The 17,394-nt window shown below is 67.6% G+C and carries 19 protein-coding genes; 14 read left to right on the forward strand and 5 right to left on the reverse strand.

The annotated features are described in order from the left end of the window. Positions 1–192 precede the first annotated feature (192 nt). From OU682_RS14825 to OU682_RS14835, 3 genes are read left to right on the forward strand one after another with little or no spacing between them, the layout of a single operon-like run. The gene (locus tag OU682_RS14825; RefSeq protein WP_268942942.1) at positions 193–576 is read left to right on the forward strand and encodes a hypothetical protein; all 384 of its coding nucleotides are present in this window, start codon (positions 193–195) and stop codon (positions 574–576) included. A 39-nt stretch (positions 577–615) separates the two neighbouring features. Next, positions 616–1,890, forward strand: coding sequence for a threonine ammonia-lyase IlvA (ilvA, locus tag OU682_RS14830; protein ID WP_268942943.1), 1,275 nt, complete (start codon positions 616–618; stop codon positions 1,888–1,890). A gap of 49 nt (positions 1,891–1,939) precedes the next feature. After that, positions 1,940–3,229 carry a PP2C family protein-serine/threonine phosphatase gene (locus tag OU682_RS14835; RefSeq protein ID WP_268942944.1) on the forward strand — a complete coding sequence of 430 codons (1,290 nt, stop codon included), beginning with the start codon at positions 1,940–1,942 and terminating at the stop codon, positions 3,227–3,229. A gap of 25 nt (positions 3,230–3,254) precedes the next feature. On the opposite strand, the gene OU682_RS14840 is transcribed toward OU682_RS14835, so the two are convergent. Then, positions 3,255–3,698: an NUDIX domain-containing protein gene (locus tag OU682_RS14840; RefSeq protein WP_268942945.1), complete on the reverse strand. Its 444-nt coding sequence runs from the start codon at positions 3,696–3,698 to the stop codon at positions 3,255–3,257. Between the two features lie 146 nt (positions 3,699–3,844). On the opposite strand from OU682_RS14840, the gene hslO reads away from it, so the two are divergent. The 6 genes from hslO (at position 3,845) to OU682_RS14870 (ending at position 10,270) form a co-directional block, all read left to right on the forward strand. Beyond that, positions 3,845–4,861 (forward strand): Hsp33 family molecular chaperone HslO, encoded by a 1,017-nt coding sequence (gene hslO / locus OU682_RS14845; protein WP_268942946.1) that lies wholly within the window; start codon positions 3,845–3,847, stop codon positions 4,859–4,861. Then, positions 4,858–5,451: an NUDIX hydrolase gene (locus OU682_RS14850; RefSeq protein ID WP_268942947.1), complete on the forward strand. Its 594-nt coding sequence runs from the start codon at positions 4,858–4,860 to the stop codon at positions 5,449–5,451. Before hslO ends, OU682_RS14850 begins: the two co-directional genes overlap by 4 nt. Further along, positions 5,448–6,587 (forward strand): CCA tRNA nucleotidyltransferase, encoded by a 1,140-nt coding sequence (locus OU682_RS14855; protein ID WP_268942948.1) that lies wholly within the window; start codon positions 5,448–5,450, stop codon positions 6,585–6,587. Before OU682_RS14850 ends, OU682_RS14855 begins: the two co-directional genes overlap by 4 nt. Next, entirely contained in the window at positions 6,584–8,428 is a 1,845-nt protein-coding gene (locus tag OU682_RS14860; protein WP_268942949.1) for an ABC transporter ATP-binding protein, read from the forward strand. The genes OU682_RS14855 and OU682_RS14860 overlap by 4 nt, the downstream gene beginning before the upstream one ends. Further along, on the forward strand, positions 8,425–9,693 hold the full coding sequence (locus OU682_RS14865) for a class I SAM-dependent RNA methyltransferase (RefSeq protein ID WP_268942950.1): 1,269 nt from the start codon (positions 8,425–8,427) through the stop codon (positions 9,691–9,693). Before OU682_RS14860 ends, OU682_RS14865 begins: the two co-directional genes overlap by 4 nt. A 61-nt stretch (positions 9,694–9,754) precedes the next feature. After that, positions 9,755–10,270, forward strand: coding sequence for a L,D-transpeptidase family protein (locus OU682_RS14870; RefSeq protein WP_268942951.1), 516 nt, complete (start codon positions 9,755–9,757; stop codon positions 10,268–10,270). A 51-nt stretch (positions 10,271–10,321) separates the two neighbouring features. Here OU682_RS14870 and dalA read toward each other — a convergent pair whose 3' ends face one another. Next, positions 10,322–10,834: a divisome-associated lipoprotein DalA gene (dalA, locus tag OU682_RS14875; RefSeq protein WP_268942952.1), complete on the reverse strand. Its 513-nt coding sequence runs from the start codon at positions 10,832–10,834 to the stop codon at positions 10,322–10,324. 220 nt (positions 10,835–11,054) lie between these two features. Here dalA and OU682_RS14880 point away from each other — a divergent pair, with 220 nt between their 5' ends. Further along, complete coding sequence (locus OU682_RS14880; RefSeq protein ID WP_268942953.1) at positions 11,055–11,732, forward strand: L,D-transpeptidase; 678 nt, start codon at positions 11,055–11,057, stop codon at positions 11,730–11,732. 44 nt (positions 11,733–11,776) lie between these two features. Here OU682_RS14880 and hemH read toward each other — a convergent pair whose 3' ends face one another. Then, positions 11,777–12,805, reverse strand: coding sequence for a ferrochelatase (hemH, locus tag OU682_RS14885; RefSeq protein WP_268942954.1), 1,029 nt, complete (start codon positions 12,803–12,805; stop codon positions 11,777–11,779). After that, the gene (locus OU682_RS14890) at positions 12,802–13,641 is read right to left on the reverse strand and encodes a methyltransferase domain-containing protein (protein WP_268942955.1); all 840 of its coding nucleotides are present in this window, start codon (positions 13,639–13,641) and stop codon (positions 12,802–12,804) included. The genes hemH and OU682_RS14890 overlap by 4 nt, the downstream gene beginning before the upstream one ends. A 31-nt stretch (positions 13,642–13,672) precedes the next feature. On the opposite strand from OU682_RS14890, the gene OU682_RS14895 reads away from it, so the two are divergent. The 3 genes from OU682_RS14895 (at position 13,673) to OU682_RS14905 (ending at position 15,299) form a co-directional block, all read left to right on the forward strand. Continuing rightward, positions 13,673–14,410, forward strand: coding sequence for a double zinc ribbon domain-containing protein (locus OU682_RS14895; RefSeq protein WP_268942956.1), 738 nt, complete (start codon positions 13,673–13,675; stop codon positions 14,408–14,410). Between the two features lie 31 nt (positions 14,411–14,441). Then, positions 14,442–14,714 (forward strand): glutaredoxin 3, encoded by a 273-nt coding sequence (grxC, locus tag OU682_RS14900; RefSeq protein WP_268942957.1) that lies wholly within the window; start codon positions 14,442–14,444, stop codon positions 14,712–14,714. Positions 14,715–14,828: 114 nt separating this feature from the next. Further along, the gene (locus OU682_RS14905) at positions 14,829–15,299 is read left to right on the forward strand and encodes a MarR family winged helix-turn-helix transcriptional regulator (protein WP_268942958.1); all 471 of its coding nucleotides are present in this window, start codon (positions 14,829–14,831) and stop codon (positions 15,297–15,299) included. Here OU682_RS14905 and ubiG read toward each other — a convergent pair. Beyond that, entirely contained in the window at positions 15,296–16,030 is a 735-nt protein-coding gene (gene ubiG, locus OU682_RS14910) for a bifunctional 2-polyprenyl-6-hydroxyphenol methylase/3-demethylubiquinol 3-O-methyltransferase UbiG (RefSeq protein WP_268942959.1), read from the reverse strand. The two genes, OU682_RS14905 and ubiG, sit on opposite strands and share 4 nt — an antisense overlap. A gap of 48 nt (positions 16,031–16,078) precedes the next feature. On the opposite strand from ubiG, the gene pip reads away from it, so the two are divergent. Beyond that, positions 16,079–17,053 carry a prolyl aminopeptidase gene (pip, locus tag OU682_RS14915; protein WP_268942960.1) on the forward strand — a complete coding sequence of 325 codons (975 nt, stop codon included), beginning with the start codon at positions 16,079–16,081 and terminating at the stop codon, positions 17,051–17,053. The last annotated feature ends 341 nt before the right edge of the window (positions 17,054–17,394 follow it).

Consider the following 17,394-nt stretch of genomic DNA (forward strand, 5'->3'; position numbering starts at 1 on the left):
TCCGGCTCGTTTTCGCCGCCCTGGCGCTGACATATGCTTTCACCTTCGCCTGGCTCGCGGTGCGGTGGCACCGCTTCGTGCTTCTGGACGATCGCGGGAATCTCATTGCCCCGCCGCCGGGCCCGGCAGTGGGGCGCTATGTTTGTGTTCCTGCCTGTTGTCCTCATCCTGGCGTCCGCCGTGCTTGCGTTGATGGCAATCGTGTATGCGGTGTTTCAGGGCGGCGGCAATACATTGACGGTGCTTGTCGGACTTGTGCTCAGCTATCTTTTCTATGCCTTGGCGCTGATCCTGGGGACCGCTTTGCCGGGGGCGGCCATTGGCGCGGCCCGCCCCATCCAGAGCGCCTTGCATAGCCTCAAGCCTGCGGCGGGGTCTATCCTGCTTCTGACCCTGATCGCGCTTGTCAGCTACGAAATCGTCGAAATAGCGACAGCAGCGCTGCTTGCCGCCGAGTCGCTGAAGATCGTTGCGCTGATCGTGTCGGGCGTCCTCCACTGGCTGACCACCCTTGTCGGCTTGTCCGTCCTGACGACCCTCTGGGGCCACTATGTCGAAGGGCGCCCGCTGCGCTGACCCTTGCCAAACGCCCGCTTTCGCGTCATGCGCTGGCGCATGGAAAACTCCGCTCCCACCTTCGCCGCCCCCTCCTTCGCCGCCCTGGTCCGCAACGCCGAAATCGCGATCCGCGACCTGTTCGAGCCGACGCCGCTCCAGCGCAACGACCACCTGTCGGCCAGGTTCGGGGCCGAGATCTGGCTCAAGCGAGAGGATCTGACCCCCGTGCGCAGCTACAAGCTGCGGGGCGCGTTCAATGCCATGCGCAAGCGGGTGACGCCCGGGCAGGCGACGAACGCGCATTTCGTCTGCGCCAGCGCGGGCAACCACGCGCAGGGCGTGGCCTATGCCTGCCGCCATTTCGGCGCGCGCGGCACGATCTTCATGCCGGTGACGACGCCCAAGCAGAAGATCGACAAGACCAAGGTCTTTGGCGGCGACGCGATCGAGATCGTTCTGACGGGCGACTATTTCGACCAGACGCTGGCCGCCTCGCAGGCCTTTGCGGCCGAACACGGCGCGCAGTTCCTGGCGCCCTTCGATTCGGCCGACGTGATCGAGGGTCAGGCCACCGTGGGGCTGGAGATGCTGGAACAGCTTGGCGGCGCACCCGATCTGGTGGTGCTGCCGGTGGGCGGCGGGGGGCTCGCGGCCGGGGTGACGCGGTATTTCGCGGAGATGGCGCCCGATGCGCAGTTTGCCTTTGCCGAACCGCTTGGCGGCGCCAGCCTCCAGGCCGCGCTTCAGCAGGGCGCGCCGGTCGCGCTGCCCGCCGTGGACAATTTCGTGGATGGCGCCGCCGTTGCGCGCATCGGCGCCCTGCCCTTCGAGGCCTTGCGCCGCTTCTCGCCCCAGGACGTGCATTTGGCGCCCGAGGATCGCATTTGCGGCACCATGCTGGAGATGCTGAACCACGAGGGGGTGGTGCTGGAGCCCGCCGGCGCGCTGGCCATCGACGTTCTGGAAGACCTGGGCGATCTGACTGGCAAGCGGGTGGTCTGCGTCTGCTCGGGCGGGAACTTCGATTTCGAGCGTCTGCCCGAAGTCAAGGAGCGCGCGCAACGCTTTGCGGGCGTCAAGAAATACTTCGTCCTGCGTCTGCCGCAGCGTCCCGGCGCGCTGCGCGATTTCCTGGAGCTTCTGGGCCCCGACGACGACGTGGCGCGGTTCGAATACCTCAAGAAATCGGCGCGCAACTTCGGCTCGATCCTGATCGGCATCGAAACCTCGGCGCCGCAGAACCTGATCGCGCTCAAGGCGCGGCTGGACCGCGCGGGCTTCGTTTATCGCGACATCACCAACGACGAGATCCTGTCCGAGCTGCTGGTCTGATCCGTCGCGCTTAACCGCGCCTTTACCGCCAGCGGGTTATCACCGTGGCATGAAAAGCGCGAATCGTTCGACCTCTCCCCCGCCCAAGAAGCCCGCGACGCGGCTCGTGCGCCGCGTCCTGGTCGTCAGCCACAATGCCGCGCAACGCCGCATCTTCGCCATCCAGCTGAAGCGCGCCCATTACGAGGTGCTGGAGGCCGCGTCGGTCGAGGACGCGCTGGCCCTGTGCCAACGCGTCGATCCCGACATCGTGCTGTCGGACTGGGTCATGCCGGGTCAAAGCGGGCTGGATCTGTGCCGCGCCTTCCGGGCCAACGAACGCAGCAACTACGGTTACTTCGTGCTGCTGACCTCGGCCCGCGACACCGAGGACATTTCCCGCGGGCTGGAGGCGGGGGCCGACGACTTCCTCCCCAAGCCCGTGACGCAGCAGGAACTGCTGGCGCGGCTGGCCGCAGGCGAGCGCATCCTGCGGGTCGAGGAGGACTTGCGCGCCAGCAACGCCCAGCTGCGCGCGGCCCTTGACCGGCTGCGGGAAACCCAGGCCGCCATCGACCGCGACCTGCGCGAGGCGCGGAAGCTGCAGCAGGGGCTGGTCAAGGAACGCTCGGGCCGGTTCGGCTCGATCCAGCTGTCGCTGCTGTTGCGCCCGGCGGGCCATATCGGCGGCGATCTGGTAGGATTTTTCCCGATCGGCGATGACCGGGTCGGCATCTATGCGCTGGACGTGTCGGGCCACGGTGTCACCGCCGCCCTGCTGACGGCGCAGTTGTCGGTGCATCTGTCGGGGTCGGCCGACCAGAACGTGGCCCTGCGCGCGGCCCAGACCGGCACCGACGCGGTCAGCCCCGCGGCGCTGGCCCATTTCTTCAACAACATGATGCTGGAGGAGATGGCGACCGACACCTATTACACGATGATCTATGCCGAACTGAACCATGTCACGGGCCGGCTGCGGATGGTGCAGGCGGGCCATCCCCATCCGGTCCTGCAGCGCGCCGATGGCTCGGTCCGGCCGCTGGGCAATGGGGGCATGCCCATCGGCGTCTTCGAAAGGCCGGTCTTCGACGAGATCGATCTGGTGATGGAGCCCGGCGACCGGCTGCTGATCTGCTCGGATGGCATCACGGAAGCCACGAACCCCGCGGGCCGCCTTCTGGGCGATGACGGGGTCGAGGCGATCCTGCGCACCAATGCCTTCCTGGGCGGGCACGTGTTCCTGGAATCCATGGCCTGGTCGGTGTCGGAATATTGCCGCGGCGAACGCCAGGACGACATGTCGGCCGTGCTGATCGAATACCTGGCCCCGGCCGAGATGGTGGCCCTGTCCGGCCGCTAGGGCGAAGCGCTTTCCCGCGGCCCCGCTAGATCAGTGCCCGGAACCGCGCCAGGAAGGCCCGCGCACCGGGATCGGCCAGCAGTTCCATTGCGTCCGGCGGGCTTGCCCAATGCGCGCTGTGATGCGCCTCGGTCGGAGGGGACAGGCGTCGGATCGGGCGGGCCAGCCAGACATGACACAGCTTTTCGGCCCACCGGCCGTATTCCGGCATGAAGGCAAAGCGGCGATAGGCGCCAAGCCAGCGGGCATTGCCGATGGTCCAGCCGGTTTCCTCGAAGACCTCGCGGTGCAGGGCGCGAAGGCCGTTCTCTCCGGCGTCGATGCCGCCGCCGGGCAGCTGGAATTCAGGCTCAGGGCGGGACTGGTGGGTCAGCAGCAGTCGTCCGTCGCGGACCAGCAGGGCATAGGCGCCCGGGCGCAACCTGTGACGCTGTCCGCGCCGGGGGGAGTTGCCGTATCGGCGGATCATGGGGCCTCCGGGTCTTCGGATGCCATCCTTAGCGCGGCCGGGGACGCCGGGGAAGCCGCCCCTTGGGATCGGCGCGGAAGTCCCTATATTGTGCGCGACCTGGCCTGCCGCGCGTGGGCCTGCCCAAGGAATCTCAGGAATATCGCATGAGCAAGATCAACCAGATCGCGTGGGACGACACGGTGTTGCCGTTCCAGCTTGACCGTTCCGACATTCGCGGACGCGTCGTCCGCCTGGACGGGGTGCTGGACCACATCCTGTCGCGTCACGACTATCCGGCGCCGGTCAGCGCCATGGTGGCAGAGCTGGCGCTGCTGGTTGCGCTGATCGGCCCCACGGTCAAGCTGCGCTGGAAGCTGAGTCTGCAGGTCCGCGGCAACGGCGCGATCCGCACGCTGGCCGCCGATTACTATGCGCCGGAAAGCGATGGCGCGCCTGCCCGGATCCGGGCCTGGGCCAGCTTCGATGCCGAACGGCTGGACGGCCGCCCGCCCTTCCAGCAGATCGGCGAAGGGTATTTCGCCCTGCTGATCGACCAGGGCGAGGGCACCCTGCCCTATCAGGGGATCACCCCCCTGGCGGGCGGGTCGCTGTCGGCCTGCGCGCAAACCTATTTCGCGCAATCCGAACAGTTGCCGACGCGATTCCAGCTGGCCAGCGGCTATTCCCGCGTGATGGGCGAGGACGGCCATTGGCGCGCCGGCGGCATGATGCTGCAGACCCTGCCCGCGCAGCCGATGCACTCGGGCGAGGGCGGCAGCGGCGACGGCGGGCTGATCGAGGCCGCCGACATCCTGCAGGGCGCCGAATCCGAGGACTGGAACCGCGCCAACCTGCTTCTGGACACGGTCGAGACGCTGGAACTGATCGGCCCCTCGGTCGGGCCGACCGACCTGCTCTTGCGCCTGTTCCACGAGGAAACGCCGCGCGTCTTCGATACGCAGCGGGTGGAATTCGGCTGCTCGTGCACCTCGGACCGGGTGCGCGACACCTTGTCGATCTATTCGGCCAAGGACATCGCGCACATGACCACGGATGCGGGCATCGTCACCGCCGATTGCCAGTTCTGCGGCGCGCATTACGAATTCGACCCGCAAAGCCTTGGCTTCGAGGCGACGGTGGATGCCGACGGCCAGCCGCTGGCCGGCAGGGCGGCCGAGTGATCGCGGGCTGGTCCGAGGATCGCTTGCGCCAGGCCCTGTCCGTCGAGGCGGGGCCGACATCGGATTACGACCTGAACCCGGATGTCGCCCCGCCGGCGGGCAGCCTGCGGGCCGCGGGCGTGCTGGCTGCCTTTCACGAGGATGACGGGCGGCTGATGCTGACCAAGCGCGCCTCCGGGCTGCGCCATCATCCCGGCCAGATCGCGCTGCCGGGCGGTAAGGTCGATGCCATGGACGCCGACGCGATCGCCGCCGCCCTTCGCGAGGCGCGCGAGGAGGTGGGTCTGGACAGCGCCCAGGTTGACCTGCTGGGCACCCTGCCCCCGCATCGCACCGTCACCGGCTTTGCGGTCACGCCTGTGATCGGCATCATCCGCGGCCCCTTCCAGCCCCGCCCCGAACCCGGCGAGGTCGAGGAAGCCTTTACCCTGCCCTTCGGCCATGTCGCCGACCCTTCGCGCTATCGCGTCGAACGGCGGCGCTGGCGCGAGGGCTGGCGCAGCTATCACGCGGCGCCTTTCGGCCCCTATTACCTGTGGGGCGCGACAGCCCGCATCCTGCTGGGCCTTGCCAGAAGGATGCAGGCGTGACGCAGCTTCCCCCCCGGCTGTTGCAGGATCCGGCCCTGCAATCCGTCCTCGACGCGATCGAGACGGATGGCCATCGCGTCTGGCTGGTCGGCGGCGCAGTCAGGAACGCGCTTCTGGACATGCCCGTCGAGGACGTGGATCTGGCAACCGATGCGCTGCCGGAAACGGTCGTGGATCTGGCAAGGGCAGCGGGGTTGAAGCCGGTGCCCACCGGGATCGATCATGGCACCATCACGGTCGTCGCCCAGGGCCGGGGGTTCGAGGTGACGACGCTCCGCCATGATGTCGAAACCGACGGGCGCCGCGCCGTCGTCGCCTTTGCGGACGATCTGGCGCAGGATGCCCGCCGGCGCGACTTCACGATGAACGCGCTTTATGCCGACCGAAGCGGAACGGTCATCGACCTTGTGGGCGGGCTGGAGGACCTGCGGGCCGGACGCCTGCGCTTTGTCGGCGATCCCGCGCAGCGCCTTGCCGAGGATTACCTGCGCATCCTGCGCTTCTTCCGCTTCCTGGCCTGGTATGGCCGCGATGCCGACCCGGACGCGGTGGCCGCCTGCCGCGACGGGCGCGACGGGTTGGAGGGCATCTCGCGCGAACGCATCGGGCAGGAGTTGCGCAAGCTGCTGATGGCCCCGGATCCGGTGCCTGCCGTCCGCTTGATGCAAGACAGCGGCGTGCTGGACAAGGTCCTGCCCGAGGCCACGCCAGAGCGGCTTTATGCCCTGCAATCCCCCGCCCCCTGGCTTGCCCGGCTGGCGGCGCTGTCGCAGGCCGATCTGTCTGACACCCTGCGCCTGTCGCGGTCCGATGCCCGCGACCATCGCATCCTGGTCACGGCCCTGACGGAAAGCTGGTCCTTCAACCGCATCGCCTATCGCTTGGGGGGCGATCTGGCCCAGGGGGCGGCGGCCCTGGTGCAGACCGGCCCTTCGGGCCTGCGTGACGGCTGGCCCGATGCGCAGGCCGCCGCCTGCCCGCTCCCCATCACCGCATCCGACCTGCAACCCCGGCTGCAGGGTGCAGCCCTTGGCCGCGCGCTGAAGGCTGCTGAGGATGCCTGGATCGACGCGGGCTTCGCCTTGCCGCCCCCCGCGTTGATCGACATCGCCCTTCTGGCCGGAGAAACCCCATGACCCTGCATCATCGCCTCGGCCGCCTGATCGACGCCTTCCGCCCGGCCGACGGCCCGCCGCCCGACCGGCTGCTGGCATTCTTCCGGTGGTGCCTGTCGGGGGCCTGGGGCGGGCTGGTGCTGGCCGCCATCGCCTCGGCCCTGGGTGGGGTCGCCGACGTGGTGGCGGCAGTCCTGCTGGGCTGGGTGGTCGATGCCGTCGCGACCGGCAGCCCCGAAACGCTGTGGGGCCAGAACGGGCTGCTGATCGCGGCCTTTGTCGGCTTCTTCCTGCTGCTGCGGCCGCTGATCTTCGGGTTTTCGACCGCCACCTCCAGCGTGATCATCGGGCCGAACGTGCTGCCGCTGGTCCTGTCGCGGATCCACCGCTGGACCATGGGCCATTCGGTCGCCTTCTTCGACAACGATTTCGCCGGGCGGCTTGCGCAGAAGCAGATGCAGACCGCCCGCGCCGTGACAGATGTCGCGTCCGAGATGGTGAACGTGGTGGCCTTCGCGCTGGCCTCGGTCCTGGGTTCGGCGGCTTTCCTGGTCTCGGTCGATACCTGGGGCGCGGTCGCTTTGATCTTGTGGATGCTGGCCTATCTGGGGCTGATCCGGTTCTTCCTGCCGCGCATCCGGGCGAAATCCGGCGCGCGCGCGTCGGCCCGGGCGATGATCACCGGGCAGGTCGTCGACACCATCACCAACATCAAGACCGTCAAGCTGTTCGCCCATTCCGAGCACGAGGATCGCGCGGCCTTGGGCGCCATGGCGGGGTTCCGCGAGCGCGCCCTGGATTTCGGCGTGGTCAGCAGCACCTTCCGCATGTCGCTGATGGTGATCGCGGGCGTCCTGCCGGTGATCCTGGTCGGCGGCTCCATCATGCTGTGGCGGCAGGGGCAGGCCACCCCGGGCGACGTGGCGGCGGCGGGGGCCATCGCCATGCGGCTGTCGCAGATGACCGGATGGGTCAGCATGGCCCTGATGGGGATCTGGGGCAGCGTGGGCGAGGTCGAGGACGGCATGAAGACCCTGTCCCCGGCCCACAGCCTGACCGATGCGCCTGACGCCGTGGCCCTGGACCGGGTCGCGGGGCGCCTCGACTTCGACCATGTGGGCTTTGCCTATGGCCGTGACGAAGGCGGGCTGGATGGCATCGACCTGCATATCCGCGCGGGCGAGAAGGTCGGCATCGTCGGCGCGTCGGGCGCGGGAAAGTCCACCCTGGTCGCGCTGCTGCTGCGGCTTTACGACGTCGAAAAGGGCGCGATCCGCATCGACGGGCAGGATCTGCGCCATGTCACGCAGGAAAGCCTGCGCCGCCAGATCGGCATGGTCACGCAGGAAACCGCGATGTTCAACCGCTCGGCCCGCGACAACATCCTGTATGGCCGCCCCGGCGCCAGCCAGGACGACATCGAGGCCGCGGCAAGGGCCGCCGAGGCGCATGACTTCATCCTAACCCTGCAGGATCATAATGGCCGCAAGGGCTATGACGCGCATCTGGGCGAACGCGGCGTGAAGCTTTCGGGCGGCCAGCGCCAGAGGATCGCGCTGGCCCGTGCCTTCCTGAAGGACGCCCCGATCCTGGTTTTGGACGAGGCGACAAGCGCGCTGGACAGCGAGGTCGAGGCGCAGATCCAGGATGCGCTGGTCCGGGCCATGAAGGGCAAGACCGTGCTGGCCATCGCGCACCGGCTTTCTACCATCGCCGAACTGGACCGGATCATCGTCATGGATGCGGGACGGATCGTGGAACAGGGCACGCATGACCAGTTGCTGGCGCGCGGCGGGCTTTACGCGCGCTACTGGAACCGGCAGTCGGGCGGCTTCCTGGGCACCGAGGAGGCGGCGGAATGAGTTTGTGGCGGGTCGAACGTCTGGGCCGGCGCGGCGATGGCGTGGCGATCGGCGATGGGGGCCGCGCGCTTGCCGCCCTGTCCCTGCCGGGCGAGGAGATCGAGGGCGAGGCGCAGGACGGCCGCATTTCCACGCCGCGCATCGTCACGCCATCCTCTGACCGGGTGCGGCCCCGGTGCGGGCATTACCGCGCCTGCGGGGGCTGTTCGCTGATGCACGCGTCCGAAGGCTTCACCACCGCCTGGAAGCGGCAGGTGGTCGAGGCGGCCCTGGCCGCGCATGGCCTGCCCGCGCCGGTGGAGGGGGTGCATGTCTCGCCGGCCCGGTCGCGGCGCCGGGCGGTGCTGTCGGGCAGGCGGACGAAGAAGGGCGCGCTGGTGGGCTTTCACGCCCGTGCGTCTGACGTGATCGTGGATCTGGCCGAATGCCACGTCATGCGCCCCGAGATCACCGCCGCCCTGCCCCTGCTGCGGCGGATCACCGTGGCGGGCGCCTCGCGCAGCGGCGAACTGGCCATGACCGTCATCCACGGCCCCTCCGGGCTGGATCTGGCGGTGACGGGCGGCAAGCCGATGGAGCCCGACCTGTTCCAGACCCTTGCCGCCCTGGCCGAGGAAGGCGATCTGGCGCGGCTGACCTGGCAGGATCAAACGGGGGACGCACAGTCGATCACCCGCCGACCCCCCGGCTTGCCGATGGGCCGCGCGCAGGTCGTCCCCCCGCCCGGCGGTTTCCTGCAAGCGACCGCCGAGGGCGAGGCGGCGCTGGTCGGTGCGGTCCGCGATTTCACGGCAGGCGCGTCGCGCATCATCGACCTGTTCTCGGGCTGCGGCACCTTTTCCCTGCCGCTGACGGAAACCGCGAGCGTCCATGCGGTCGAGGGGCTGGCCGCGCCGCTTGCGGCGCTGGACGCGGGCTGGCGCGGTGCGGCGGGGCTGGACGCGGGCTGGCGCGGTGCGGCGGGGCTGAACCGCGTCACCACCCAGATTCGTGACCTGGCGCGCCGTCCCCTTTTGGCCGATGAGCTTGATCCCTTTGACGCAATCGTGATCGACCCGCCCCGTGCCGGGGCCGAGGCGCAAGCCCGTGAAATCGCAACGTCGCGCGTGAGGAAGGTGGCCTTCGTCGCCTGCGACCCGGTGACTTTCTCAAGGGATGCGCGAATTCTTGCTGACGGCGGCCTTGCCCTGACGCGGCTGCTGGTGGTCGATCAGTTCCGCTGGTCGCCGCATGTGGAAGTTGTCGCGGACTTCGTCAGAACCTAGTCAAATCACGTTGGTTTATGGTATCCAGCCTCCATAAAAACCAGAAACGTCAGAGGCAGTGATGTTCAAGGCAACCCGCCGCACCGTAACATTTTCCATGCTCGCCTTCCTGGCGGCATGCGGCAAGCCCCCTAGCAAATTCCGGGCCTATAACGGTCCAGCCGTGACCCAGGTCGTGGTGAACAAGGGCGCCCGCAAGATGTATCTTCTCCACGGGTCCACCGTGCTGAAGTCCTATGACGTGGGCCTGGGCAACCGGCCCATCGGCCACAAGCAGTTCGAGGGTGACGGCAAGACACCCGAGGGTGTCTATTTCATCGACCGCTTCAACCCGCGCAGCCGTTATCACCTGTCGGTCGGCGTGTCCTATCCGAACCAGCGCGACGCCGAGCTTGCCACCGCCCTGGGCCGCCAACCGGGCAGCGACATCTTCATCCACGGCCGCGGGCCGGAAGGCAATCGCTTCGCGCAAAGCAACCGCGACTGGACCGCGGGCTGCATCGCCGTCAAGGACGAGGAGATCGAGGAAGTCTATGCGATGCTTCGGCCCGGCGTGCCGATCGTCATCAATCCCTGATCCTGAAACGCGCAAGGCCCCGGTTGATCCGGGGCCTTTGACCTTGCGGCTTCAGCTGCCGGTCAGCAGCGTCCACCAGACCTTGCCCGAGGGCTCCTGGTACCAGGCAAAGCCCAGGTTCGTCGCCGCCGGGTCCATGATCACGTCGCGCGTGTCCCGCGTCCCCATCCAGGCGCTCAGCGTCTGGATGTCGTTCTCGTAGGATTCCGAGATGTTCTCGCCGATGACCGTCCCGAAATACCCCGCCCGCCGGGCGCGATCCAGCGGCGAGGATCCGTCCGATCCCCAGTGCCAGGCGCGGTTCTGCGCCGACATGTCGCGCGAATGGGCCAGGGCCGCAGCCGACAGTTGCGGGTTCAGCGCCAGGGGCGGGGCCGCGATGTTTCCACGCAACGTGTTGATTTGCTGCAACACCCGGATCGGAATCTGCTGCTCTTCGGCGGCGCTGATCTGGTGCGCGACCGGCATGTCCTGCCCGCCCGGGGCGACCGGCGGCAGGCTGCGCGGCTGGCAGGCGGCCAGCGCCACCAGCGACAGCGCCGCGATCACCTTGTAATTCGGCATTTTTTCGCCATCCCTCTTTTTTATTGCGTCCAGATCTATCGAAGGACGCCTGACCGATCAAACCCAAGAATCCGTGATGGACGGGGGCTGTGGCATGATGGCCTCTGACATCTCTTTGAGTTGCCGGAATCGTCCTTCGCGCGTAGTGAATCTGACTGCCGCATGAGGCAGAGTGGTCAAGGCCGTCCTCCAAGAACGGCCATCCGTCAAAGGACATCTGATGATGAGAACGTCATCCGCAATCAGCCGCCGGACCTTTCTGGGCTCGGCTGCAGCACTTGGCGCCGCCGGGCTGGCGATGCCGTCCCTGGCGCAGCAATACGATCCCTATACGGGCCAGCCGATCCAAGGCGCGGTCCCCGGTGCCGTTCCCGGTGCCGTCCCTGGCGCCACGCCCGACGCAGGGGCGGTGCAATACGATCCGAACGCCGACCAGCGCCACAACATCTCCAGCTTCTCGGGGCAAAGCTGGCAGCCGCATTTCCAGAACCTGACCAACGGCGCGATCCTGTGCGACCTCACCTCGCGCGCGGTGCATTTCTGGTCCGAGGACGGCAGCACCTACAAGGTCTATCCCTCGTCCATCCCGGTCAGCCAGGACCTGACCCGCACCGGCCGCACCGAGATCATCAAGAAGGTCGAAGGCCCCAGCTGGGCCCCCACGCCCGAGATGAAGGCCCGCAATCCCGAATGGCCGGATTTCGTGCCGCCGGGACCGGACAATCCGCTGGGCACCCACGCGCTGTGGCTTTCCTGGCAGTACTACCGCATCCACGGTACGCACGATACCCGCAAGATCGGGCGCAAGTCGTCGAACGGCTGCATCGGCCTTTACAACGAACACATCAAGGAACTGTATGACCTGACCAAGGTCGGCACGCAGGTTCTGGTGATCTGAAAAAGGGGGGCCGCCAGGCCCCCTTTCCCGTTGCGCGGGGCGGGCTAGACCCAGCCCGTGATGTTGTCGCGCACCACGTTCAGCATGACTTCGATATGCTCGGGGTCGTCGTTCAGGCAGGGGATATAGGTGAACTCCTTGCCCCCCGCATGCTCGAAGCTTTCGCGGATCTCTCCGTTGATCTCCTCCAGCGTCTCGATGCAGTCCGACGAGAAGGCCGGAGAGATCACGGCGATGTCCGTGATGCCCCTCTGCGCAAGCTCGGCCACGTGTTCGACGGTATAGGGCCGCAGCCACTCCTCGCGGCCGAAGACCGACTGGAAGGTGGTGTCGATCACGCCGTCGGGCCAGCCCAGGGCCTCTTTCAGCAGGCGCGAGGTCTTCTGGCACTGGCAGTGATAGGGATCGCCCTCCAGCAGATAGCGCTTGGGCATGCCGTGATAGCTGGCGACCAGCTTGGCGGGCACCTTGTCGCCCAGCGTGCGCCGGACCGACGCCGCAAGGGCCGCGATATAGTCGGGCCGCTCGAAATAGGGTTCGACCGTGCGGACGGCGGGCTGCCATTTCTGCTTCATCAGCGCGCGGAACATCTGGTCGTTCGCCGTGGCCGAGGTCGCGCCCGCGTAATGGGGATAAAGGGGCAGGAACACGATCCGCTGGCAGCCCGCCTTGACCATGCGGTCCAGCACCGCGTCCGTTGAGGGGTTTCCGTAGCGCATGCAGAACTCGACCATGACCTGATCGCCCCATTCGGACCGGGCGCGTTCGCGCAGGGCCTCGGTCTGGGACCTGGTGATCGTCATCAGCGGGCTTTCGTTCCTTTCCTCGTTCCAGATCAGCTTGTAGTTCTTGCCCGAGGTGAAGGGCCGCTTGGTCAGGATGATGCCCTGCAGCAGCGGCTGCCATTTCCAGGCCGGGAAATCGATCACCCGCCGGTCGGACAGGAATTCGTTCAGATAGCGGCGCATCGACCAATAGTCATAGCCATCCGGCGTGCCCAGGTTGGCGATCAGGATGCCGGTCTTCTTCGGCGGAATCGAAGGGTGGTTTGCGGGCATGGCTGCTGGCGTCATGTCTTCTTGGTCCTGAGTTCTTTAAGCGCGTCTTCAAGGCGTGTGGTGGCCGACCCCGGCCGCAAGGGTTTCTGCTGCGTGTCCGAAGGCGCCCATCCGGTCAGGAAGACCAGATCGAAGGTGGCGGCGATACGGGACGGATCGTCGCGGTCGGCGTGATGCGCCGCCATGATCGCGCTTGCGCGGGCAAAGATGTCGCGGCGCGTGGGCTGGCGCAGCCGGGCGGCCATGGCGTTCCCCTCGCCCATGGCGCGCAGGTCATGGGCGAGGTGGATGACATCGCGATAGCTGGCCTTCTGCGCGACCAGATCGGCCACCGGCAGGGCCAGCCCGGCGCGGTGCAGAAGCTGGCCGATGTCGCGGATCTCGCCCATCGGCAGGATGCGGGGTGACAATCCGCCCGTCACCTCGGACTCGGCCTGGGCCAGGGCGGCGCGCAATTCATGCAGGGTCTGGCCGCCGAAGCAGACGGCGATGAACAGCCCGTCCTCGCGCAGGGCGCGGGCGGATTGCACGATCTGGCCCACCGGATCCTCGGCCCAGTGCAGGGCCATGGCATGGATCACCAGGTCATGCGCGCCGGGTTCGAGATCCAGCACGGGATCGTCGGGAACGATGCGGGCATCCGGAAAGAATTCCGACCAGAGCGCCGGAAAACCCGTCACCACGGCGGGCGCGGTAAACCTTCTGTTAATGTCCGACAGCCTATCCTGAATCTCGTCGGCGGCGAGCCGGTGCAGCACATCGACGAAGCCCTGGCGAATCGCGCGGTCGCGCTGGCGCAGCAGCGCGGAACGGTCGGTCAGGGCGGGACGGTCTGGTGCGGGCGTTCTCATGGAGGTGGAACATAGGGTGCTTCAAGGGGCGATGAAAGGCGCGTTGCGCCTGCTTTATCCGCCGCAATGCGTGGCTTGCGGCGCGCCCGTGGCGGGCGGGGCCGAGGATCCGGGCCAGCTGTGCCCCGGCTGCTTTCCCGAGACCCGCTTCATCACGGGCGCCGCCTGCACCCGCTGCGGGGTGCCGCTGCCCGACGATGGCATGGGTGCGGACGATCCGCTGCTGTGCTGCGACGACTGCCTGTCGATGGCCCGTCCCTGGCAGAACGGGCGGGCGGCGATGGTCTATTCGGGAACCGGGCGCCGGTTGGTGCTGGCGCTGAAGCATGGCGACCGGCCGGACCTTGCGCCCGCCCTGGCCGCCTGGCTGGCGCGCGCGGCCGCCCCGCTGATGCAGCAGGACACGATCGTGGCCCCCATCCCGCTGCACCTGCGGCGCCTGCTGAAGCGGCGGTACAACCAGGCGGCGCTGATCTCGGGGCGGGTGGCGCGGGTCCATCGGGCGCTGCATCTGCCCGACCTGCTGCTGCGCCGCCGCCATACGCCGGGCCAGGACCACCGCGGCGTCGGCGACCGTTTCGCCAATGTCGCGGGGGCAATTGCCGTCAATCGGCGGCGCGTGGACCAGCTTGCCGGGCGGCCGGTGCTGCTGGTCGATGACGTGATGGCCTCGGGCGCGACGATGGCGGCTGCGACGGAGGCGCTGCTGGCGGCCGGATCGGGTCCAGTTTCGGTCGCGGTTCTGGCGAGGGCGGTCAAGGATGACTAGGTAAGGGGCCAGTCGAAAAGGAGCACCGCCCATGACCAAGCCCGCGATCACGATCTATACCACCCGCACCTGCCCCTTCTGCATCCGCGCCAAGGGCCTGCTGCACGAGAAGAACGCCCAGTATGACGAAATCGACGTGGGCACCGATCCGTCCATCCGCGCGCAGATGACGCAGCGCGCCAATGGCCGACGCACGGTGCCGCAGATCTTCATCGGCAACCGGCATGTCGGCGGTTGCGACGACCTGTTCGACCTGGAACGGCAGGGCAGGCTCGATGCGCTTCTGGCAGGCAACGCTGCCTGATCCGATGCACTGACGCAGGGTTTGGCCAGGTCGGGCTTGACCGGGGCCGCCCGGCGAGGCACGGTTTCGACTTCGCCCTGCCTCGCGACCACATATTCCGCCCCTTGGGGAAAAATGCCCGTATCCGCGACCTCCGAACGTCCCCCGGCCAATGACCGGCTTGCCGCAAGCCTCTTTGCCGAGGTTCTGATTGCGGAACAGCTGTCGCGCAACCTGATCAGCAAGGCCCTGCCGCGCGGGATGCAGATCTCGCATTTCTCGGTCCTGAACCTGCTGGCCCATGTGAACGAGGAACGGACTCCGGCCCAACTGGCGCAGGCGTTCCATGTCACGCGGGGTGCCATGACCAATACCCTGTCGCGCCTGGAATGGGCGGGCCATGTCCATATCCGTCCCGACTGGGACGACGCGCGGCGCAAGTTCGTGTCGATCAGCCCGGCCGGGCGGGTCGCCCGCGACGCGGCGCTTGCGGCCTTCATGCCCCTGATCGCCCAGGTCGTGCGCGACATCGGCGCCGACCGCGTCCGCACCGCCCTGCCCGTGCTGCGCGAATTGCGCATCCGGCTGGAGGAAAGCGACGACTAGTCGTTGCGCCCCGCGGTCAGGATATAGTTCACCGACAGATCCCGGTCGGACAGCGACCAGCTGAAGCTGAGGGGGTTGAAGACCATACCCCTGCGGTCGGCCACGCTCAGGCCCGCGCCTGCAACCATTCCCGCCAGCTCGTCGGGGGTGATGAAGCGGTTCCAGTCATGCGTGCCGCGCGGCAGCCAGCGCATGATCCATTCGGCGCCGATGATCGCCGCGCCGAAGCTTCTGGCCGTCCGGTTCAGCGTGGACAGGATCACCAGCCCGCCGGGGCGCACCAGGTCGCGGCAGGTGGCGATGAAGGCTGCGGGATCGGCCACATGCTCGACGATCTCCAGCGCAAGCACCGCATCGAAACGCTCGTTCGCCGCGGCCAGCGCCTCGGCGGTCGTCGCGCGATAGTCGATGGCCAGCCCCTGCTGTTCGGCATGGAGGCGGGCGACAGCGATGTTGCCTTCGGCCGCATCCGCCCCCACCACATCCGCGCCAAGCCGGGCCATGGGTTCGGACACCAGCCCGCCGCCGCAGCCGATGTCCAGGATGCGCAAGCCTTCGAAGGGGCGCAGGTCCCGTCGGTCGCGGCCGAATTCGGCGGCGATCTGGGTGGCGATGTAGTCCAGCCGGACCGGATTCATCAGGTGCAGCGGCCTGAACTTGCCCTTCGGATCCCACCATTCGGCGGCCATCGCCTCGAACTTGGCGATCTCGGCGGGGTCGATGCTGGTCATGTTCTGGTCCTTCTGGCGGGCGCGTCCGTCTGGCCTTATACTGGGGCGATGGACCGATTGGCAGGACAAATCGCCGCATCGCATGGCCGCCTTCACGTGGCCGCCGAAGCCTTTGCACGCCACACCCTTGATGTGGGGGACGGCCACTCGATCTATGTCGAGGAAAGCGGCAACCCCGAGGGCCGGCCGGTCCTGGTGCTGCACGGGGGCCCCGGCGGCGGTTGCAGCCCCTTCATGCGCCGCTTCTTCGACCCCGACCATTACCGCGCGATCCTGTTCGACCAGCGCGGCTGCGGACGGTCCCGTCCCGCGGCCTCGGTCCATGCCAACACGACTCAGCACCTGATCGCCGATATCGAGGTGATCCGCCGGTCGCTTGGCCTCGAATCGGTGCTGCTGTTCGGGGGCAGTTGGGGGGCGACCCTGGCGCTGGCCTATGCACAGGCGCATCCCGACCGTGTAACCGGGCTGGTCCTGCGCGGCGTCTTCCTGGGCACGCAGGCCGAACTCGACTGGTTCTATGGCGGCGGCGCGGGGCGGTTCTTTCCCGACCTCTGGGCGCAGTTCTGCGAGCCGATCCCGCAGGCCGAACGCGGCGACCTGATCGCCGCCTATCATGATAGGCTGTTTTCCCAGGATCTGGCCCGGCAGGGCCGCTATGCCCAGCCGTGGCTGATGTGGGAAAACGCGCTGGCGGGGCTGCAGTCGTCGGCGGTCAGCCACGCGCCCTCCGATTATGCCCGCGCCTTTGCGCGGCTCGAGAACCATTATTTCATCAACCGCTGCTTCCTGGACGAAGGCCAGCTTCTGCGCGACCGCCACCGGATCGAACACCTGCCCGCGGTGATCGTGCAGGGCCGCTATGACATGGTCTGCCCGCCCCTGTCCGCCTGGCGCCTGGCCGAAGGGTGGAAGCGCTGCGAGCTGCGCCTTGTTCCTGCCTCGGGCCACGCGCTGTCGGAGCCGCGGATTTCGGCGGAACTGGTCCGGGTGATGGATGCGATCCGGGATGGCGACCGCTGACATGGACAGGCGCCATCCGCGCCGATAGCTTGCACCCGTCAACTGCGCAGGAGTTCCTTGGCCGTGCATCACCCGGCGTTTTCGTGGCTATCTCTTCACCTGGATCGCGCCAAGAAGGCCATTGGAAGGCCGATAACCTTCACGGATTACCCTGAACCGATCCTTGAAAACCCGCCGCGCACCCTGCCCTGCAGGCCGGCCCTGTTTGATTCCGAACATCTGTCGCGGGTAACGGCCTGCGCTTTTGGCAGGACGGTCTCCGAACTAGGGCGTGTTGACGTTTGAGGGTTTCCAAACTGATCGCTGGCTGATTCAAGGCTGCCAAATGGGAGGCAACCTTG

The organism is Paracoccus benzoatiresistens (assembly GCF_026913015.1).
Taxonomy (GTDB): Bacteria; Pseudomonadota; Alphaproteobacteria; order Rhodobacterales; family Rhodobacteraceae; genus Paracoccus; species Paracoccus benzoatiresistens.